Genomic DNA, 21686 nt, shown 5'->3' with positions numbered 1-21686 from the left:
AAAAACACCTCTTCGCACATTATTTCTTAATCAAATTGTCAGCAATAGTGACAAATTCTTGCAGTGACAAAGTCTCCCCGCGTCTTTTAAAATCGATTTTTGATTGTTCCAGTACAGTTTTTATTTTATCTTTATCATATCCGGTAGTCTTTAATGAATTAGCCAAAGTTTTACGTCGTTGTCCAAAAGCTGCTTTTACTACATTAAAAAATACTTTTTCATCCACTGGAACAATAGGCCGTGCTGAATAAACATTGCAAAGGACCACTGTCGAATCTACTTCCGGTGGTGGCATAAAGGCATTCGATGCTACATGGAAACAAAGTTGCGGTTTGCTGTAATATTGAACGGCTACCGATAATGCTCCATATATTTTACTACCCGGAGCAGCTGCCATCCGTTCAGCCACTTCCTTTTGCACCATGGTAACAAGTTTAGTTATAGGTAGATGTTTTTCCAACAATGCCATTATTATTGGTGTAGTTATATAATATGGTAAATTGGCCACTACTTTAAATGGTTTTGTGCCAATCAATTTTTTTATATCAGTTTTTAGTATATCTGCATTAATAATATGCAGATTATCATACCCCTCTAACGTATGGCTTAAAATTTCCGGCAGTCTTTTATCTAATTCTACGGCAAAAACCTCCGCACCTGCCTCCAGCAGGCTTTGTGTCAAAGTACCTATTCCAGGCCCTATTTCCAAAACAGTGTCCTGAGGTGTTATCTGCGCGGCATCAATTATACCAGAAACTACAGATGGATCAATTAGAAAATTCTGCCCCAGTTTTTTATTCATATGAAGACCAAATCGCTTCAATATATATTGTGTTACTTCTCTTTTTGCAATTATCGGATGCTCCATTATTTCTGCTCTTCACCCATTTCCTTTTCTTCCGGCAAATCATGTACAGACTGTTCAAATTCAGCACGAGTCACACCATACGTGTTAAGCCGCTGCAAAAAAATTTTTGCGTTAGCATATCCAATCCCCAGTTCTGCCCCCACAACCGCACGTCTATTCGATGCATTCATTCCACCACTTAAACGGTTTCGCAGTAAATCGGCGGCTGAAAATTCTTTATTAAAATTATACTTTGGTGCATGAATTTTCGCCAAGGCTTTTCTAATAGATTCAGCAGATGCCTGTTCTACACCGATATCATTGTGTGCCGTAGCCTCTTTTTGAGGAATAAACGCATGTTTTGCCGCAGGAAAACGTCTGGTAAGCCATCTGCGTATTCGCTCACCGGCAGCATCAGGATCAGTCATAATTATTATGCCTCTTTTTTTATAAGCGCAACGTATATCATTGATTGTTCTCGTATTAAGCCCAAAACCTCCGGTAACTATACAGTCGGCTTCCACTGCTTTATTTATTGCTGCAACATCCATTTTTCCCTCTACAACCAATACTTCTTTCAGCATTACTTTCCCCCAGCCATATCATATCAATACTCAAAGTTTAACTATATCTGTCAAAAATAGCAAACAAAATCAATTACATACTGTAAATTTTTTCAAAAAAAAAGCTGTGCAAACGGCACAGTCTCTAAAATCATCAATTATAAATTTAGTTAGGCAGAATATATATAGTTATATTTCTTCGACCCCAGTTGATTGCCTCAGAATAAGAATCTACACAAATATCAATCGAATTACCGGAAAAGCCGCCTGTATCGGCAGCAACTGCCTCACCATAACCTGGTATATAAAGCCTTGTACCAAGTGGTATAACATTAGGATCGACCGCCACAACGCCATGTTGAGCCCGCATCCCCGTTGCCGTATAACCAGTGCCGCTGCCGTCTGTTGGTAAGTAAGCACTAGCCTGAACATAAAGTTCGGAAATATATGGTGGTATCTGTCCATTATCAACAGGCTGACTAGGTGCCACATAAGTTCCCTGCACCACAATCTGCGGTACGGTCTGTTTTATGACTGATTTCTGCATAACCTGCTCATCCACTTTTTTGCCGCCATTATAATATTCCCTGACCATAAATCGTTCTATACCGTCCGAACCTTGCTGTATAACCTTAGCAGTTCCCTGGGGCATAGTGTCGTCATCTCGATAAATAGTATTAAACGGAGCATTTTGATCACGAAAAACAATCTTATTAATCAACGGTTCAAGTCTTATAAGCATATTAGGTGTTATTGCTGCTTCTTCATTTGGCAGCACATAAAAATTAAGTGGATCATACCCCATTGTTTGCAGTAAAGATTGTACATCACCAGCCGTAGTCTTTACCTTACGGGTATCCTTTGCCACTTCTACTGTCACCGGAACAGCTCGTTTCACTGTTATTGTCGCACCATCCTTAAGGTTATCTGACGACAAAACAAAAGTATCAGACGGTTTTAACTTAATGCCCGCCTGTCCAATGATATCTTTTGGGCTATCATACATTGTGCTGACCACAGTAGTTTGACCATCTGCGATAACACGAATATTTTTACTTGTTTTTGAAAATCCAGCCACAACTGACATCACCGCAATCAATGTCAAACACGTTGCTATCCTGGTGAATTTGGTATGATGTAAAAAAATTTCCCTTACAGTCATTAGTTACCTCCTTTTTTGCGATTATAACATAATATTTACACTTATGTCAAATCTGGAGGTTTTTTTGTAAAATTTAACTTCAATTGTGAACATTTATCTTATTTTTACACTATAAATAGACACCGTGACCATTGTACACGCAATTAGCGTAATATTGTCGTATTTTATTTATCAAAAAACAAATTTTTAGCATTTATCGTTGTTATTTCTGCTACCTGTACAAACTGCATATTACGGATTTCGGCAACTTTTTGCGCCGTATATTTTACAAAAGCCGGTTCATTACGTTTACCTCTTTGGGGAACCGGTGCCAAATAGGGACAATCTGTTTCCAGTAATAACTTTTCCATAGGCATTTTCCTTATTATTTCAGGCAGTTTAGCTGCATTTTTAAAAGTCAGTGGTCCGTCAGCACCAATATACCATCCCATATTAAAAAGTTCTTCTGCCATTTCCCAGCTGCCTGAATAACAATGAATCACGCCTCTTACACCGCGCCCTTCCGTTTTTAAAACCTGCATTAGGTCAGCATGAGCATCACGGGCATGAATACTGACTGGTAAATGCAGCTGCCGCGCTAAATCCAATTGTTTAATAAAAACTTTTTTCTGTACATCCTTGTTATCAGTACGAAAGTGATAATCAAGTCCGATTTCTCCTATAGCCAGTACTTTCGCATTATCCACAGCCAGCTCCGATAAAACATAATCATCATCGCATGTCATCCCATCAGCCTCTTCCGGATGAACTCCTACAGCAGCATAAATAGCATCATATTGTGCTGCTAATTGCACTGCCTTATGTGATGAATCCATATCGGCTCCCATATTTATTATCAAATTCACACCTTCATCGGCGGCACGGTTTATAACTTCAGTCCTATCCTGATCATACTGATTATCATCAAGGTGGGCATGTGTATCGATAAGCATTATTTCACCCTGCTTCCCACCGGCATATCCACTTCAACAATCTTTAGTTCATTTCCCTTTGATGCAGCCAGCAGCATGCCATGAGAGACGACTCCGCGCAATTTAGCCGGTTTTAAATTTGCCACTAAAATAACATGTTTGCCAATTAATTCTTCAGGTGTATAAAACTTGGCAATACCAGATACGATAGTGCGCTTTTCTCCTGCCATATCAACCATTATTTCCAATAATTTTTCTGTTTTAGGTACAGATTTCGCTGCGGTTATTTCCACTACCCGCAGATCCATTTTAGAAAAATCTTCGATACCTATTATTCCAATATTGTCAGCATTCATCACATTAACATCTTTCGTCGTTTTCTTTTTTGCTAATTGTATATTTTCTGCTTCCGGCTGTGTTTCTTCCACTTCAATGCGTGGAAACAGCTGCACCGGTTTATTCACCTTTAAACTTATCGGCAATCCCCCCCATTTCGTATCATCAATACTGCTGCTTTTTATAGCTCCGGGCAAGTTAAGTTCCTTCCAGATTTTCTGCGCTGTATCCGGCATAAACGGAATTATTAATATGCTGACAATACGCAGACTTTCAGCCAAATCATACAGTACTCTGTTCAGCTCATCCTTTTTGGCAGAATCCTTTGCCAACGCCCAAGGCATTGTTTCATCAACATATTTATTAGAACGTCCAATAAAAGTCCATACCAGCTTGATAGCGTCTGAAAGCTGCATATTATCCATTAATTGCTTATATTTTATAACAGTATCCTTCGCCACATCAATCAACGCTTTGTCAACAAGCTGCAGTGGTCCGGGATTGCCAAGCACCCCATCATTAAATTTACCTATCATATTCAAGGTTCTGTGTAATAAATTTCCCAAGTCATTAGCCAAATCAGAATTTATCCTCGTTATTAACGCATCACGAGAAAAATTGCCATCTTGTCCCAAATTTATTTCTCTGAGTAAAAAATACCTGATCGCATCAGCACCGAATTCTTCTATAAGTCCTATTGGATCTACCACATTGCCCTTAGATTTACTCATTTTGTCACCATCAACAATAAGCCACCCATGCCCATAGACTTTTTTCGGCAAAGGCAAATCCAACGCCATCAATATAATCGGCCAGATAATTGTATGGAACCGTACTATTTCTTTACCGACTAAATGTAAATCAGCCGGCCAATATTTTTTAAACTTCGCTGGATCATCAAGAAAGCCAATTGGTGTCAAATAGTTGGTCAGTGCATCAAACCATACATATATTACATGTTTAGGATCAATTGGTACAGGAATTCCCCAGTCAAATGAGGTACGGGATATGCATAAATCTTCTAATCCCTGCTTAATAAAATTAATCATTTCATTACGACGGGAAATTGGCTGGATAAAATCTGGATTATCTTCAATATATTTAAGCAGTCTGTCTGCATATTTTGATATCTTAAAGAAATATGCCTCTTCGCTGACTTCCTTGACAGGTCGGCCGCAATCAGGACATTTCCCATCCACCAGCTGCCGTTCCAGCCAAAAAGATTCACAAGGTGTACAGTATAATCCCTTATACTCTCCTTTGTAAATGTCACCTTTTGCATAAATACGACGAAAAACTTCCTGTACGACCCGATAATGACGATTTTCTGTAGTACGAATGAAATCATCATTAGATATGTTAAGTCGTTTCCATAAATCCTGGAAACCGGCAACAATTTTATCAACATACTCAATGGGAGTAATCCCTGCTTCTTCTGCTTTCTGCTGAATTTTCTGTCCATGTTCATCGGATCCGGTAAGGAAAAACACATCAAACCCACTCAGCCTTTTGTACCGGGCAATGGCATCGGCAATCGTCGTACAATAAGCATGCCCGATATGCAATTTAGCACTAGGATAATAAATTGGGGTCGTTATATAAAATGATTTTTTTTCCAAAAAAATTCCCTCCAAAGTTTTTATATACAAATCTATTTTATCAGCTAAATTTAAATTATACTTTATCCTAAAAAAAATTACCACTGTTCACCCGTGCTAAAAGCTTGTTATTGTCCAAAGCTATACCGAACAAACCATATAAATTACTTCGCTCTTCTAAAAAATATACCTTTGTATCATTTACAATATTTCAACTATGAACTGCTGAGAAAATGCACGTTCGTTTCATAAATCGGAAAATAAATATTAACAAAAAAAGGAAATAAATGATATAATCCAAAGTAAAAAAGTATAGGTGAAAAAATGGATTATATCAAAGAAAAATTTGCAATAATAGAAGATAACAGACATTCAAGCTATGTAGAACATAGTTTAACAGATATACTTACTATAATAATGTGTGCCGTATTGTGTGGATTAGATGAACTGGCAGATATAACAACTTATGCACAAAGCAATGCAAAATTTTTAAAAAAGAAATTTAATATCACTAAAATCCCTTCTAAAGCTACTTTCAGCCGTATATTAAATATGATGGACGCAGATAAAGTAGCCAGTGTAATTATTGAAATAATGCATGATGCAGCATACTGTGACTTGGGCGATGTTATCGCTGTAGACGGGAAGGCAATCCGTAGTACCTCTAAAAAAGGTACACCGCATTCAGCACTGCAAATATTAACTGTATATTTAACACAAAGCGGCGTCGTTTTAGGGCAAAAATCTATACATGAAAAGACGAACGAGATTCCTGTATTCCAGCAGCTATTGGATAATCTAAACATTAAGGACAAGACAGTAACGGCTGATGCGATGCATTGTCAAAAAGAAACCTGCAAGAAAATTATAGCCAAGCATGGCAATTACGTTTTTGGGCTTAAGGAAAACCAAAAGACATTGCACGATGATGTTAAATTTTTCTTTGATGAAGAATTCGATAGCAAAACATTAGATTCTTATACGACAGTTGAAAAAAATGGAGGAAGAATTGAGAAACGCATCTGCAAAAAATGTTCAGATATTAAATGGCTGAATGGATATAAAGAATGGGCAGGACTGAGTTCAATATTTGCAGTTAAGCGTATTACAACAACGAACCGTGGAACCAGTGATGAAACTGGTTATTATATAACAAGTAAGGATACAGATGCCAAAGAGCTTTTACATATTTGCCGTGAACATTGGAAAATTGAAAGCATGCATTGGCTGTTAGATGTAACCTTTTCGGAAGATGAGTGCTCTATTATATCTGAAAATGGGCAAAAAACTTTAAACAGCCTTAGAAAATTGGCATTACTGCTACATAAAAGATATTTAGCTAAGCAGCTTAAAAAATGTAGCATTAAAGCTAATCTGCTAAAATGTCTTATGAATAGCCAACTGTTATGTGAGGTAGCTGACTTATAAACTAACATTTCTTATTTAAGAACAATTATCTTGTTTATGAAACGAACGTGGAGAAAATGCCACTGTTATTGACAAAAAACTTTTTTTGATGTATATTTGAGCATATTCAAAAGTAACTTGCATATATTAAAAATCAGCTGGTATACTGATAAAATCTATATTTTATTTTCCCAAATGAATAATTATTCTATTCATTATAACGCAAAAGAATAAATTATATATAATAATGGTGTATTATTTACAATATATTTGAACATATTCAAATAGTAAGGGGGTAATTATGATAAAAACACTTACACCAAAATACAAAAAAATCATCTGCATAGTTATCGTAGCAATAGTCATTTTAGGATTGGGGATTTGGTTTTTAAGCCGGCAAAACGTCAGCATGGCCGAAAATCAAACATGGGGCCGTTCTGATGCCAAAGAAATTGATATCAACTCTAAAGTAGCCGGCAGAGTTATAAAACTTCTGGTAAAAGAAGGTGACACCGTAAAAAAAGATCAAGTCATTGCCAATATTGACAACCGTGATTTAATTGCACAAAAAGAACAACTGGAAGCTAACATTAAAGCACTCGAAGCTCAAGAATTACAAGCTTCAGTTCAAACCTCCCTAACCAGTGGTACCTCTATGGCCACCGTCGGCACATCTGAAGCTCAACTACAATCTGCAAAAGCCAATTTGGCCCTGGCCAAATCTGATTTTAATCGTTTTTCCGAACTAGTTTCTTCCGGAGCTGTTTCTCAGCAGACATTTGACACCTACAAAACAAAATACCAAGTCGCACAAGCTGCCTATGCTCAAGCGCAAGCCGGTCTGAACAAAGCTGATTCAGGCATGTTGGAAACGAACGTAAGTCAGGCGAATCAACAAGTAGCAGCTGAAAGAATTGAACAAGCCAAAGCTGGATTACAACAACTTGAAGTACAGCTCGATGAATCCGTCATACGTGCCCCTTTTGACGGTATTATAACGGAAAAATATATTGAAGAAGGATCAATGATTTCCTTGGGAACTCCGTTAGTCGCTATACAAGATCCTTCCGACAACTGGGTGGATTTTAAAATCCCCGAAACTGAATTATCTAAATTTTATCTGCAACAAAAACTGATGATGATGTCAAGAGATAACAAAACTAAAATTGAAGGGACTGTAACCGATATAAGTAAAAAAGCTGAATTTGCCACTGAAAGAGCCACCAGTGAACGTGGTGACAGTACTGACATTATTTCTTTTAATGTCAAAGTTCAAGTCAATTCTGATAAATTATGGCCAGGTATGCGCTTCAGATTAATTGATTTTAGCAAATAATATCATTTTTATTAAACCATTCATAAACTCCAATAATGCTGCCTCAAAGGCTTTCAAAATAATGATTACTTGAAAAGCTCTTTGAAGCAGCATTATTATTTTTCACTCTGCAAAACAGCAGCGTAAATATCTCTGCGACTCAAATGACATTCATCAGCAGTTTTTTTTATGGCCTCTTTCTTGCTCAACCCCGTAGCCATTAATTTATGTACATACTCCACAGGTGTAATTGCCTGATCTGACAAATTATTGATTTTTGTTCGAGAACAACCTTCCAAAATTAAAACATATTCTCCACGTGGTTCAATACTATCAAAATATTCATTAATTTCCCTTAAACTGCCGCGAATAAATTGTTCGAATTTTTTTGTTAATTCCCGGCAAACGCTGACCTGTCTAGCCTCACCAAAAACATCCAACATCTCTCCCAGTATTTTTACCAATCGATGCGGTGTCTCATAAAATATCAATGTTTCGCTGCGAGAACTGATTTCAGTCAATATTTTCTTTCGGTTTGACAGTTTTTTAGGTAAAAACCCTATGAAAGAAAATTGCACAGTGCTCAATCCTGATGCAATAAGAGCTGTTAAAGCCGCATTAGCACCCGGTACAGGAGATACTTGTATATCTTCTTGTATTGCCAGTGCCGCCAAATGACTGCCGGGATCAGCAATTCCCGGTAATCCAGCATCACTCACTACGGCAATATTATTGCCGGTCAGCAATTTTTCTATCAATATCGGCCCTTTTATCAGCTTATTGTGCTCATGATAGCTTGTCAAAGGTACATGAATATTAAAATGTGACAATAATTTACGTGTATGACGTGTATCCTCCGCCGCTATCAAGTCCACCTGCTGCAAAACTTTTACTGCACGAAAACTCATATCATCAAGATTTCCAATCGGCGTTCCAACCAAATATAAGATTCCTGTTAAATTAGTTGTCATTTATCCTCCTTATAAATAAAAGACTGCTGCACACAATACTTTTTAAGCAAATATATAATATTCCCTAAAATTTGTCCAAGCTTAACAATTACCGGGATAAATTTAGAAATTGCATATTGGCTTATACATCGCATGCGACAGTCCCTTAATTTAAATCTGTGATGTTTCCGGATAGTAATATTGCATCAATTCCTTAGTATACTGACCACCAGGCTCATGTACTATCAAAGGTATATCTACTTTTAATCCACCTGCAGCTCCACCGGCAACACCTTCTATTAAAACCATGTTAGGCGGTTTTTCAATTTTAGGTTGAACAAAACGCAGACGCTTAGGCACAATGCCATTAATATTCATCTGTACTATAATTTCTGATAAGCGTTCCGGTAAATGGACCATAGCAAAACGGCCATGATATTTTAAGACATAATGAGCTGCCCTGACTACATCGGCTAAAGTAGCTGTTATTTCATGCCGGGCTTTAGCTATACCGTCCGTATTATTAATATTTCCCTGACTAAGTGGCCGATATGGCGGATTCGCCACCGCAAAATCAGCAAATTGTGCCGGATAAAATTTGCCGATCTGCCGATAATCCCCCTCGCATATTACAATTTTATCAGCCAATTTATTCATCAGCACATTACGTTTTGCCAAATCTGCCGTGACCGGATTCAACTCGACTGCATACATTTTTTTTACCCGTTTTGCCAGCAATAACGGCATGACCCCCGTTCCCGTTCCTAAATCTAGTCCCTGCCAATTTTTTTTAGTACTGGTAAAATGTGCCAATAAAACCGCATCGAGAGAAAAACAAAATTGCCGTTCATTCTGAATTATTTTTAACCCGTCAATTAAAAGATCATCAATACGTTCAAAGGGCTTTAATTTCATACATCATCTGCATCTTTCTCAATAACATCATCCCAAGAAGCAACGATGGTATGCTTATCATCAAGCAAAATAGTTGCCGTCCTCTTTTGTTCATTGACAGAAATAACCTTTCCCTCACCATCAACCGATACCACCCGGCTGCCGCGTTTTGGAGGCTCGACAATATTATGTTTGCAACACTTAGCATTGCAATACATATCATTTTCATATTTCAGACAACACATCAATCTACCACAGATTCCTGATATTTTTGTTGGATTAAGTGATAAATTCTGATCCTTAGCCATACGGATTGATACCGGATCAAATTCCCCCAAAAAAGTAGCACAGCAAAGCGGGCGACCGCAATAACCAATTCCTCCCATGATTTTAGCTTCATCACGCACCCCGATTTGGCGAAGTTCAATGCGTGTATGAAATACTGCTGCCAAATCTTTCACTAATTCGCGAAAATCAACACGACCATCAGCAGTAAAGTAAAAAATTATCTTATTTACGTCAAAAGTATATTCCACGCCAATAAGCTTCATCGGTAACTTATGCGCCGCAATTTTTCCCTCACATATAGCAAATGTTTCTTTTTCTTTTTGTCTGTTTTCTTCAACTTTTTTTAAATCAGCCTCAGTTGCTTTACGTACAATCATTTTTAACGGCTGCACTATTTCGCTGTCTGGTATGGAACGCTCCTCAATTACAACTGTGCCATATTCCACTCCGCGCACAGTTTCCACAATAACACCTTCACCATTTTTCAATTTATTTTTGCCTGGGGCAAAATAATATATCTTCCCCGCTTTCTTGAAGCGGATACCAACTACTGTCTGCACTAAATTAACTCCTTATCAAATCACGCAATTTTATAATAAATGCTTCCATGGTAAGCCTTATATCCGTATTTGTCTGCAGCCTATGCTGCACTGCGGCAGCGTAGTCCGCTGCTTGAAATGCAAAGCACTGCAGCCACACCGACTTTTGTTGTATCAATTGTTCTTTTAAATCAATATCATATAAATTGCTATTGGTCTCATTATGATATAAAACAACGATATCGCGCCAAAACATCTGTAGATAAAAGACCCACTCACTAAGTTTTTCCCGGTCAGTTTTCGCCAATTTATCGGCATTCATCCAAATATCCTCATCAGAAAAAGATAACACTTGCGTCAAAAAACTGTAAGCATCGGCACGATTTTTCAATCCATCATGTTCATGCAGCAATAATGCCTGTCCAGCACTACCGCCGGACAATCTGGCTATAGTCAATGCTCTGGTATTCTCCAATCCCCTGCTTTGCAGAATACTTTCAATATCAGAATTTCTTAACGGTGAAAAATAAACTTTCATGCAACGCGACAATATCGTCGGCAGCATCTTTTTTTCATTACTGGCAGTTAATATAAAAAAAGCCCTGCCAATAGGTTCTTCCAGTGTCTTCAGCAAACCGTTAGCCGCAGCTTCATTCATTTTATCGGCATCTCTTATAATCACTACCCGCTTATCCGATAAATAGGGTGCCAAAGCTATATTTGACCGCATCTGCCGTATTTGCTCTATTTTAATCATTTGAACTGTTTTACCGTCCGGTTCAAGCACAAACAAATCAGGATGTATATTGCTATCAACAGCCTGACATGATCGGCAGCTGCCGCAAGGCATGTCCGTGCCATCGTTACATAGCAATGTTTTTGCCAAAATTTCCCCTGCAAGAAATTTACCGATACCATCAATACCTATAAACAACAGCGCATGCGGCATTTTATCTTCAGATGTCAATCTTCTTAGATTGTTAATTATATTCACATGTCCTATTATATCCTGCCAATTCATAGACATCACATATATAAATCGACAAGCATGCCGCGTACCGCATCATGTTTAGAGGCTATACTTAGTGCGGTTGCCTGCCCTAATCGTATTTCCTCTGCCATTTCTTCTAATTTGCCATCTATTTTTCTTACGGTAGTATATACTTTTTGCCGGCCTAAATTATCCCAGCCAGATTGAGAGTGCTTTGAATACATATGTGTGACCGCTTCACCAATAAATTGCCTGACAAGATCCCGATATGAACTTAATTCTTCAAAGGTTGGGGTTTGCGTCAGCTTAGAGCCCTGTTCTGATACCCTGTCAAACAATTTTTTCAGCTGCTCCATTGATAAATCATGTTCATTTTGATCAAGTTCAGCCGAAAAATCATTCAACTGTCCTTTTGCCTGTACTTCATGACTATTTCCGGTACTTTGGAAAAACTGTTTAGTTCCAAGAGAATCTATTTTTATCATAGCTATACACCCTTGTTTTTGTTATTACCATTTATCCGCAAAAATCTTTTATGCTGCAACATTAATTATAACAAGCAGACATATTCCGTTAAGTAATAATTATAATTGTTTTTATATCATTTGGCAATAAATCCCTTTATGCAAAAATAGAATCATTTTACGGACTCAGGCAACACGGTAGTATATTTCCCTTTTTACTTTTAAAGTTTACCTACCGCTGCTCCATACACCACAAATTGCTGCGCAACATCAAATTTAAATGCCGCATTTATCTTTCTGTCATCAAATGCCCCTAATGGGCATACTCCAGCACTTATTGTTTGAGCTGACGCGTATAAATTCTGGCAAACATGCCCTGCGTCAAGAAACACATAACGATACGCTCTTTCACCATAGTGGCAGCTCAAACGTTCAATGACACTGCTCCAGATAAATGTTACGGCACTGTTTCTTACCGTATTAACCGTAGAAAAACACTCTTCAATTACCGATTTATTCACTGTTATCTCAGTAAGAGCATGCTCAACCGCCAAAAAACGGTAAACACCGGGTTCAAGTCCTTCTACATTATTGATTAATAAATATGTCTCAAATGAATGACTGCCGCCGGCTGACGGTACTGTGCGCAATGTCATATTATTTTTAACTGCTTTCACTCCCTGCGTACACCACAAAAGATATGACAATTCTTTCAATGACAAGGCATCTTTACTGTATTGACGCACCGTAGAGCGAAGTTCAACCATTTCTAAAAAATTGACATGATGATCTGCCAGCATTTCTGGTTCCGGTAAAGTAATTATCCTGCTGCCCGCAGAAACAGGAAGCTCTATACCTGTCCTTCTCATCTGTTCCGTTTTTCTGCCCTTTTCCCAACTCGATTCTGCCAAAAATTTTTTGCCATATTGATTATTCATAATATTTCCCCTCTCATCTATATATTAAAAAAGGACCGTCACACATAAACATTTCCATTCATAAATATGTAAATATCTTTCTATCCGCCTAAAAAAACGGATGACCACCAAATGACGGTGATCGCATCTTTATGAAGTCAATGACATTCGTATGACAGTCCTTTGCTTATAAGCCAATATTATTGTTCATCCGGATCCAAATCATCCGGATCGATAAATTTATGGTATTCTCCGCCACTTCTGCGATTTAGTAATTCGCTTAGCAGCTCTTCCGGTAAAATATTATGATATGCCAGTGTTACCATGCAGTGGTACCATAAATCACCCATCTCATAAAGGATTTCTTCCTTGTCGTTATTCTTAGATGCAATTATCGTTTCTATAGCTTCTTCTCCCAATTTCTTTAGGATCTTATCTTGACCATGCCTTAATAAATACGTGGTATAAGAACCTTCGACCGGGTGAAGTTTCCTATCCTGAATGACATTATACAAATCATTTAATACTCTTGCCAAATTGGCCGTCGGCTGCGGTTCATCATCAACCAATGCAACTTCTTTATTCGATAACCCTAACCGACGACCGCTAAAACATGTATATGTCCCAGTATGGCAAGCCACACCAATCTGATGAACCCGCAGCAATATAGTGTCTCCATCGCAGTCATAAAATATTTCTTCAACCCGCTGTTTATTGCCGGAAGTTGCGCCTTTATTCCACAAGCATTGTCGACTGCGGCTGAAAAACCAAGTGTAACCGGTTGACAGTGTCTTGCATAAAGATTCTTCATTCATATAGGCCATCATTAAAACCTGGTTATTATCAACTTCCTGAACAACTGCCGGAACCAAACCGGCGGCATCAAATTTTATCATACTTATGTCAATCATAGTCTTACCTCCACCCCACGTGATAATAGATACTCCTTGACCTGTTGAATTTTAAACCGCCCATAGTGAAATACTGATGCCGCCAATACCGCATCAGCCTTACCTGCTGTCAACACATCATAAAAATGTGATAACTCACCAGCTCCGCCAGAAGCAATGACCGGAACGCCAACTGACTCTGATACAGCTCTGGTTAATGGAATGTCATAACCGTTTTTTGTTCCGTCGGCATCCATGCTGGTTAATAAAATTTCTCCTGCCCCTAATGCGACGGCTTTTTTTACCCATTCAATGCAATCCAGTCCTGTAGGGGTACGCCCTCCATTTATATAAACTTCCCAAGAAGCCGCGCCTATCCTTTTCGCATCAACTGCCAATACAACACATTGATTACCAAATTTTCCCGCACTTTCACTTATTAACTGCGGATTTTTTATAGCGGCAGTATTCAAAGAAATTTTGTCAGCCCCTGCTTTTAACATATTTCGCATATCATCGCTGCTTCTTATTCCACCGCCAACAGTAAATGGTATAAATACCTGTGAAGCACACTTAGATGCCACTTCCACCATCGTATTTCGTTTTTCATTGGATGCTGTTATATCAAGAAAGACCAGTTCATCTGCCCCCTGTTTGTCGTAAAAGCTGGCCAATTCCACCGGATCACCGGCGTCACGCAAAGAAACGAAATTAGTTCCTTTTACTACTCTGCCTGCTTTTACATCAAGACAAGGAATAATCCTTTTTGTGTACATTATTATTCACCCTCAGCAATTTTTATTGCTTCCCCCAAATCCAACGCCCCGGTGTAAATAGCTTTTCCGGCAATTACACCGATTATACCATCATCCTCATGTTGTTTAAGCTCTCTTATTTCGTCAAGTGATGATAAACCACCGGAAGCAATAACCTGTGTTCCACTATTTTTTGCCAATGAAGCTGTTGCTTTTACATTTATTCCCAGCAACGTTCCATCACGAGAAATATCTGTATAAATAATTTTTTTAACCCCTGCCGAAGCCATTTTTTTAGCCAATTCTTCAGCATGAACATTTCCTGATACTTCCCAGCCTTCAACCGCTACTATTCCATCTTTGGCATCGATGCCGACGACTATTCTATCTTCAAATAAACGACAGGCCTCTTCAACAAGCTTTGGATCATGTACAGCTGCTGAACCCAGAATAACCCGATCTAATCCAATATCTAAAAGTGTCTCTATATTTTTTATCGTCCTTATTCCACCACCTAGTTCAACAGGAATATCAACAGCATCAACTATTTGTTTGATCACCTGTAAATTTTTTGATGTACCGGCAAGCGCCCCATCAAGATCTACAAGATGCAAGTAACCTGCACCCATGCCTACCCATTTTTTTGCCATTTCTACAGGGTGATCTGAAAAAACCGTTTCTTTAGAAAAATTTCCCTTGAACAAACGGACACACTTTCCGCCGCGTATATCAATAGCCGGTAAAATAAACATAAGCATCCCCCACAATCGTTTATCATCTTGTATTTATTATATCATAAATGCTTTTCTTATTATCTATCATACCTTTATAATTTATTGATATGCTTTAAACTGTCTTTATCACCAATCGATAAAATTTTGTAAAATCTGCATTCCTACTGCTCCTGATTTTTCCGGATGGAACTGCATTGCCTGAACATTTTTCTGTCCCACCGATGCCGTTACTTTTCCTCCATATTCAGTCCACGAAGTTATTATTGATGGGTCTGCCGGCACAGCATGATAACTGTGTACAAAATAAACATATGGACGCTCTGGCAATTTCCCCAACAATGGGTTCACGTTTTCAATAAAAATATTATTCCAGCCCATATGCGGGACCTTATAACCCGTTGCGCTGATTTTTTCTATTCTGCCACGGAAAACCCCTAATCCCCTTACTCCCGGACTTTCCTCACTGGTTTCAAACAGCAGCTGCAGTCCTAAGCATATCCCCAAAAATGGTTTTATCTTAGCTGCTTTTTGCAATACGGGCACCAGTCCTGCTGCCTGTAAATTATTCATACAGTCACCAAAAGCCCCAACGCCTGGTAAAACTACTTTATCAGCTTTTTCTATTTTCTCAATATCTGCTGTAATGACAGCATCAGTCCCTAAAAAATTGAACGCCTTTTGCACACTAAATAAGTTGCCACGGCCATAATCAACAATTGCAATCATTTTATAAAACCCCCTTGCTGCTTGGTATCCCCTTTACACGTGGATCCATTTCTACAGCGTGACGCAATGCATGTCCCAAAGCCTTAAATAAAGCTTCAATTTTATGATGGGAATTTTTCCCATAAAGTATCTGCAAATGCAATGTTATACCGGCATGAACTGCAAAAGCGCGAAAAAATTCTTCAGCCAGCTGTGTATCAAATGCACCGATCATTGGTGCCAGTTCCCCTGCATCGAAAATCAAAAAAGGACGCCCGCTTATATCAAGTGATGCTCTGGCCAACGTTTCATCCATTGGTACATAAAATGTAGCATAACGGTTAATACCTTTTTTATCGCCGATTGCTTCATGAAATGCATCACCCAGAACTATACCGACATCCTCCACTGTATGATGACCATCGACCTCAATATCTCCAGTGCATTCAGCTACTAAATCTATGAGACCGTGTGCCGACAGCAATGTCAGCATATGATTAAAAAACCCTATTTTAGTATCTATTTTATTTTTCCCTGTACCATCTAATCTCAAATTAATATATACAGCAGTCTCATTTGTCTGTCGTTTTATTTCTATCTGACGCATAATATCACTCCCCGTCATGCTGTTCGACAAATTCTTTAGCCGCTTTGAAAAAACTATCATTTTCCTGTCTTGTCCCCATAGAAACTCTGATACAATTGTCCAGTCGCGGTGCATTGCCGAAACTTCTCACTCCAATGCCGATATTCATGAGATATTCATTCAGCTGAACAGCTTTGGCATATTTTAATAAAATAAAATTCGTACTCGATGGATAAACAGTTAATCCCGGCAGTTTCCGTAGTTGTTCTGACATACGATCGCGTTCCGAAGTCATCATGGCAATACGCGGTTCATATTCATGCCGCATTTGATATACGATGTCGGCAACGACTGCAGAAATAACGTTCACATGATATGGCATAAATACTCTTCCAACTATATCGGTTATTTTCGTTGCCGCAAGCATATATCCAACCCTTGCTCCGGCTAAACCATACGCCTTGGAAAAAGTCCTTGCTATAATCATATGTGGATACTGCGCCAGTAACCCCACAGCCGATTGTCCATCAAACTCAATATAAGCCTCATCCACAACGAAAGCACAATTTATCCTTTTAGCTACATATTCAATATCAGCCAATGGTATATGCGTACCGGTGGGATTATTAGGTGCACATATAACTGCCAAATGAGCTTTATTTTCGTTCACAGTTTCAACAAATTTTTCGGCATTAAATCTATAATCTTCATCAAGATCAAATGCTATACTGCTTGAATTACTAAGTGCCGCATATATCTTGTACATAGAAAAAGATGGCTGTGGATAAACTACCTTGTGATTGCGTCCGCCAAAACAAAAGAACAATTTTTCTAAAATTTCACTTGAGCCATTGGCGATTAATATATTATTGCGTTCAACGCTGAAAGAAGCCGCAATTTGTTCTGCCAGTGATTCTAATTCAGTATTAGGATAACGATTAAAGGCCAATCTTGATAATCTTCCCATAACTCGGTCTTCAACTATCGGCGGCAGATTCATATTGCATTCATTGGCATTGAGTTTTATATTCCAATCACGTTCAATAACATCATACACTGGTAATTTTTCTATTCCTGTGCGATATTTCAGCATAGCCATCTCTCCTTATTTTTTGTTCACTATTTTTCTTAAGTCTTCCGTCAATTTACTGATGCGGGCAAACTTTATTTTAAAACTCGCCCGATTAGCTATTAAACGTGCTGTCGCATCGGCTATAAATGCATATTCTTCCAATTCATTTTCCCGCAGGGTAGTTCCTGTCTCCACAATATCAACGATACTTTCAGATAGTCCAACAATCGGTCCCAGTTCTATCGAGCCGTGCAGCTTGATATACTCCATTTGCATTCCTTTGCTATTAAAGAAAGCTGCCGCAATATGCGGAAATTTAGTTGCCACTCTGGTATTAGCATAATCACTAAGCTGCGGACGTTTGAATTTTTGCGGTACTGCCATCATTAAATGACATTTAGCTATTTTCAAATCAAGCAGTTCATAAACATCCTTAGCTGATTCCAATAAAACATCTTTCCCTATAACACCAATATCTGCCGCCCCATATTCAACATAAACCGGAACATCTGCTGTTTTCGTAATTATAAATCGTATTTTTTTTTCTTCATTGGTAATAATTAATTTTCGCGATTTATCGGATAATCCATTCGCTGTGTAACCAATTTTCTCAAATAACGCTGCCGCCTTATTAAAGACTTTTCCCTTTGGTAACGCTACTGTCAAATATTCCATATTTTCTGCTGACATTAAGCCACGCCTTTCCCAATAAGTATTAATTTGCTTCGTCCGCCTTGCGCAGTACTACAAGTTCACTATCATCATTGTCATCCGGCTTATTATGATGTCGTTCAACAACTGCCGCTACATCCAGCGCTCCTATTTTCCTAAGCTTTACAGCACCAATAAAAGCATGATGCATGCATCTGTACAACGCCTGACGCCGCCTGCCTATAAAGCCCTGACACTTATCCTTAGCTATAAAATGCTGCAGCTTCGGCGGCAGCATTTCCAGCAGGACCAGCAGGATTTTATCACTGAGTATCACTGTATCAGCTGTTCTTCCTATATCATGCAGCAACGCGGCTTTCATCATCAATCTAAAATTAACAGTTATCTGGTACTGCCTTACTAATTTTGCTGCACTAGCAGCTACATTTAGTGCATGTCGTTTGTCATATACCGCCATAGTATCAAACAGTTTCCGCTCATCCAGTGTTAAATATTCATTAATAAAGCTTTCATCTTCAGCAGTAATACCAGCCCTTATAGCCTTGTAAAGCTGCCTAATCCTTTTAATCATTGTAAATATACCAGATTCAGATACCCCTTCGTTTGGCAATAATATTCTGCTTCAGTAAAAGACTGTGCCTTATCAGCAAGTTCCGTTATTTCACCTGCAGCTCTCAGCCACAGTGCTTTTTCTATTGCCTCCGCGATATGACCATCGGCATATGCCACATAATTTTCTTTACTATTAATTAAGTTATCTATTTTACCCTGATCAGCCAGTGCCAGCATCAATCGTTCCAATCCCAGTGCAAAACCGGTTGCCGGCAGATGGTTGCCAAAATTTTCCAACAAATTATCATAACGACCGCCGCCGCACAAAGGACTCCCCATTCCCGGCACATAAATTTCAAATACAGTACCTGTATAATAACCAAAATCACGGATAACCCCCAAATCAAACACTACATAATCCGTTGCCCCATAACTTTTCAAAAAAGTATAAACAGTTCGTAAATCATTAATTGCCTTTATACTTTCATCGTTATTCGCCATAGCTGCAGCCTTAGTTAATATTTCTTCTCCTCCATGTAATAAAGGCAGCTGCTTTAAGTTCTCTTGTGCTGTAGAAGATAAATTACTTGTTTCAACTATTTCAGCCAATTTAACTAAATCATGTTTTTCTAATGCAATCCGTATATTCTTTTGTTCATCATCCGTTAAATTCCATTTTTGCATAAGGCCATTGATAAACTGTACCTGCCCAATACATACTTGAAATTTTCTAAGCCCTGTCTGAAGCATACTTTTTATTGCTAATGCTATAACTTCTGCATCACCTGACGGATGACTATTACCCATTAATTCAACACCAGCCTGATAGAATTCACACTGCCGTCCCGTCTGAGCCTGTTCATAACGATAAACTTTACAAATATATGATAGCTTTAATGGCAGATTATCAAGTTGCATGCGGCTTGATACTAATCTGGCTATTGAAGTAGTCATTTCATTACGCAGTGCCAATGTCCTATTGTTTTTATCAAAAAACTTAAACATATGTTTTTCCATGTTATTCTTACTTCCAGCAGCTAACGTATCAAGATATTCGACAGCAGGCGTTATGACTTCGTTATAACCCCATTTAGCAAACAGCTCAGCTAACACTGTTTCCACGTTTCTTTTTATTGCAGCATCACGTGGTAAAAAATCCCGCATTCCATACGGAACTTCCAATAAAAAATTCTTATCACGGCACACTTATTTTTTCTCTCCATTTCTCAATGTAGTATCTTTTTTTATACCCAGGCGATCTAATACGATATTGTATCCATCTGCACCATAATTCAGGCAGCGTTTTACCCGGCTTATAGTAGCTGTACTGGCCCCCGTATGTGCTACAATATCCTCATAAATATGCCCCTTACGCAACATTGCTGCAACTTCCAGACGTTGTGCCATCGCCTTCATCTCACTTATCGTACATATATCTTCAAAAAACTGATAACATTCCTCTGTACTTTTTAAACTCAAAACTGCTTCACATAAATGATCATTTAATTTATCTTTTAATTTAGGATTACTCATCTTTCTACCTCCGTTAGTTTATCATTTTCTCTCGTTAAGTCTTTATCGTGTAAAAAAATATATTATAGTTATACACTAAAATCAATAAACAATCAATATATTTATATAAAAATACACGGACAAATAAATTATTTTGCTAATGTTATTTACTGGTAAACATTAGCATAACACATTATTTGTCCGTGTTTTATCGACATCTAAAAGTCTATTTGTTCTAAATCATCCGGAACATAAATTTCCCCGGAAAAATATTTATCAGCCTCATTAAGATATCTTGCTTTACGATTTGGAAATGTTTTATCCTCGGTGTGATATAACAAAACCGCCTTCGCATTTAAATTTTTAGCCACTTCACAAGCTTCTTTTACAGTGCTATGATGTTTTTCATAGGGATTGAATTTATCCCTGTCAGCATACAGACAAAATGCTTCGGACAATAAAATATCACTATTTTCAACAACAGTATGGCAATGGTCATTATATGGTTCATCCCCCAGACAAGAGAACTTATAACCATCAGAAAATACCGCACTAAAACCAAATTGTTGTTTTTTGGTAGATAATATATCAAAAAAAGTCAGCTGCATGCCAGGAATTTTTCTGACATCACCATCTCTCACTGTTTCCAATATTATACGGGATCCCAATTGATTCAGATCTTTTTTCTTAAGCGTCAATGCAGCAATGGTTTTTATAATATTAATTACCTCGGCATGTCCATAAATATGAAAATTGCCCTCGTATTTATTCTTGCCCATAAGATCTGCTATTTTCCGTATTGCCCAAATAACTCCCAGCACATGATCAGTATGCCCATGTGTAACAAACATGTGGTGAAGATCAGAAAAATTAAGTTGTGCTCTTTCCATCTGAGCCAATATTGCATTACCACCACCGGCATCAACTAAAAAAATACCATCATCAGTTTTTATGGCAAAGCAGGTATTATAGTATTTTGTCACCATCGCATTGCCCGTGCCAAGCATTATAAGCTGTCTCACTACA

General features: G+C 38.1%; 24 protein-coding genes. 2 read left to right on the top strand and 22 right to left on the bottom strand.

Going from position 1 to position 21686, the window contains the following annotated elements:
* Positions 1–19 precede the first annotated feature (19 nt).
* From rsmA to metG, 5 genes are all read right to left on the bottom strand, one after another.
* On the bottom strand, positions 20–868 hold the full coding sequence (gene rsmA, locus F8M42_RS02405) for a 16S rRNA (adenine(1518)-N(6)/adenine(1519)-N(6))-dimethyltransferase RsmA (protein ID WP_182187815.1): 849 nt from the start codon (positions 866–868) through the stop codon (positions 20–22).
* Positions 868–1431 (bottom strand): ribonuclease M5, encoded by a 564-nt coding sequence (rnmV, locus tag F8M42_RS02400; protein WP_182187814.1) that lies wholly within the window; start codon positions 1429–1431, stop codon positions 868–870. The genes rsmA and rnmV overlap by 1 nt, the downstream gene beginning before the upstream one ends.
* A gap of 145 nt (positions 1432–1576) precedes the next feature.
* Positions 1577–2572: a G5 domain-containing protein gene (locus F8M42_RS02395; protein WP_182187813.1), complete on the bottom strand. Its 996-nt coding sequence runs from the start codon at positions 2570–2572 to the stop codon at positions 1577–1579.
* 164 nt (positions 2573–2736) lie between these two features.
* A complete protein-coding gene (locus tag F8M42_RS02390) occupies positions 2737–3504 on the bottom strand; it encodes a TatD family hydrolase (protein WP_182187812.1) in 768 nt (255 codons plus the stop codon).
* On the bottom strand, positions 3504–5438 hold the full coding sequence (gene metG, locus F8M42_RS02385) for a methionine--tRNA ligase (RefSeq protein ID WP_229711402.1): 1935 nt from the start codon (positions 5436–5438) through the stop codon (positions 3504–3506). The genes F8M42_RS02390 and metG overlap by 1 nt, the downstream gene beginning before the upstream one ends.
* A gap of 303 nt (positions 5439–5741) precedes the next feature.
* Between metG and F8M42_RS02380 the strand changes: the two genes are divergently transcribed.
* Together F8M42_RS02380 and F8M42_RS02375 are read left to right on the top strand one after the other, a co-directional pair.
* Complete coding sequence (locus F8M42_RS02380; protein ID WP_182187044.1) at positions 5742–6845, top strand: ISAs1 family transposase; 1104 nt, start codon at positions 5742–5744, stop codon at positions 6843–6845.
* A 280-nt stretch (positions 6846–7125) separates the two neighbouring features.
* On the top strand, positions 7126–8160 hold the full coding sequence (locus F8M42_RS02375; RefSeq protein WP_182187811.1) for an HlyD family secretion protein: 1035 nt from the start codon (positions 7126–7128) through the stop codon (positions 8158–8160).
* Positions 8161–8255: 95 nt separating this feature from the next.
* On the opposite strand, the gene rsmI is transcribed toward F8M42_RS02375, so the two are convergent.
* The 17 genes from rsmI to F8M42_RS02290 form a co-directional block, all read right to left on the bottom strand.
* Entirely contained in the window at positions 8256–9110 is an 855-nt protein-coding gene (gene rsmI, locus F8M42_RS02370; RefSeq protein ID WP_182187810.1) for a 16S rRNA (cytidine(1402)-2'-O)-methyltransferase, read from the bottom strand.
* Between the two features lie 150 nt (positions 9111–9260).
* Complete coding sequence (locus F8M42_RS02365; RefSeq protein ID WP_182187809.1) at positions 9261–10004, bottom strand: tRNA1(Val) (adenine(37)-N6)-methyltransferase; 744 nt, start codon at positions 10002–10004, stop codon at positions 9261–9263.
* Positions 10001–10831, bottom strand: a complete 831-nt coding sequence (locus F8M42_RS02360; protein WP_182187808.1) for a PSP1 domain-containing protein — start codon at positions 10829–10831, stop codon at positions 10001–10003. Before F8M42_RS02360 ends, F8M42_RS02365 begins: the two co-directional genes overlap by 4 nt.
* A 4-nt stretch (positions 10832–10835) precedes the next feature.
* Positions 10836–11804 (bottom strand): DNA polymerase III subunit delta', encoded by a 969-nt coding sequence (holB, locus tag F8M42_RS02355; protein WP_182187807.1) that lies wholly within the window; start codon positions 11802–11804, stop codon positions 10836–10838.
* A 32-nt stretch (positions 11805–11836) separates the two neighbouring features.
* Complete coding sequence (locus F8M42_RS02350; RefSeq protein WP_182187806.1) at positions 11837–12286, bottom strand: YaaR family protein; 450 nt, start codon at positions 12284–12286, stop codon at positions 11837–11839.
* A 200-nt stretch (positions 12287–12486) separates the two neighbouring features.
* Complete coding sequence (locus tag F8M42_RS02345; RefSeq protein WP_182187805.1) at positions 12487–13203, bottom strand: SagB/ThcOx family dehydrogenase; 717 nt, start codon at positions 13201–13203, stop codon at positions 12487–12489.
* A gap of 179 nt (positions 13204–13382) precedes the next feature.
* Complete coding sequence (hisIE, locus tag F8M42_RS02340) at positions 13383–14093, bottom strand: bifunctional phosphoribosyl-AMP cyclohydrolase/phosphoribosyl-ATP diphosphatase HisIE (RefSeq protein WP_182187804.1); 711 nt, start codon at positions 14091–14093, stop codon at positions 13383–13385.
* Entirely contained in the window at positions 14090–14848 is a 759-nt protein-coding gene (gene hisF / locus F8M42_RS02335) for an imidazole glycerol phosphate synthase subunit HisF (protein WP_182187803.1), read from the bottom strand. The genes hisIE and hisF overlap by 4 nt, the downstream gene beginning before the upstream one ends.
* Before the next feature lie 2 nt (positions 14849–14850).
* Positions 14851–15579, bottom strand: coding sequence for a 1-(5-phosphoribosyl)-5-[(5-phosphoribosylamino)methylideneamino]imidazole-4-carboxamide isomerase (gene hisA / locus F8M42_RS02330; RefSeq protein WP_182187802.1), 729 nt, complete (start codon positions 15577–15579; stop codon positions 14851–14853).
* Positions 15580–15687: 108 nt separating this feature from the next.
* Positions 15688–16287 (bottom strand): imidazole glycerol phosphate synthase subunit HisH, encoded by a 600-nt coding sequence (gene hisH / locus F8M42_RS02325; RefSeq protein WP_182187801.1) that lies wholly within the window; start codon positions 16285–16287, stop codon positions 15688–15690.
* A 1-nt stretch (position 16288) separates the two neighbouring features.
* Entirely contained in the window at positions 16289–16873 is a 585-nt protein-coding gene (gene hisB / locus F8M42_RS02320) for an imidazoleglycerol-phosphate dehydratase HisB (RefSeq protein ID WP_182187800.1), read from the bottom strand.
* A gap of 4 nt (positions 16874–16877) precedes the next feature.
* On the bottom strand, positions 16878–17945 hold the full coding sequence (gene hisC / locus F8M42_RS02315) for a histidinol-phosphate transaminase (RefSeq protein ID WP_182187799.1): 1068 nt from the start codon (positions 17943–17945) through the stop codon (positions 16878–16880).
* Positions 17946–17957: 12 nt separating this feature from the next.
* Complete coding sequence (gene hisG, locus F8M42_RS02310; protein ID WP_182187798.1) at positions 17958–18614, bottom strand: ATP phosphoribosyltransferase; 657 nt, start codon at positions 18612–18614, stop codon at positions 17958–17960.
* A 25-nt stretch (positions 18615–18639) separates the two neighbouring features.
* Positions 18640–19167, bottom strand: coding sequence for an HDIG domain-containing metalloprotein (locus F8M42_RS02305; RefSeq protein ID WP_182187797.1), 528 nt, complete (start codon positions 19165–19167; stop codon positions 18640–18642).
* Positions 19164–20312, bottom strand: coding sequence for an ATP phosphoribosyltransferase regulatory subunit (gene hisZ / locus F8M42_RS02300; protein ID WP_182188595.1), 1149 nt, complete (start codon positions 20310–20312; stop codon positions 19164–19166). Before hisZ ends, F8M42_RS02305 begins: the two co-directional genes overlap by 4 nt.
* Before the next feature lie 42 nt (positions 20313–20354).
* Positions 20355–20681, bottom strand: coding sequence for a YerC/YecD family TrpR-related protein (locus F8M42_RS02295; protein WP_182187796.1), 327 nt, complete (start codon positions 20679–20681; stop codon positions 20355–20357).
* Between the two features lie 197 nt (positions 20682–20878).
* Positions 20879–21682: an MBL fold metallo-hydrolase gene (locus F8M42_RS02290; RefSeq protein WP_182187795.1), complete on the bottom strand. Its 804-nt coding sequence runs from the start codon at positions 21680–21682 to the stop codon at positions 20879–20881.
* Positions 21683–21686: the final 4 nt, after the last annotated feature.

The sequence above is a fragment of the Pectinatus frisingensis genome (assembly GCF_014076555.1).
Taxonomy (GTDB): domain Bacteria; phylum Bacillota; class Negativicutes; order Selenomonadales; family Selenomonadaceae; genus Pectinatus; species Pectinatus frisingensis.
The sequence above is the reverse complement of the archived record's forward strand: the minus strand, read 5'-3'. Positions and strand labels throughout refer to the sequence as shown.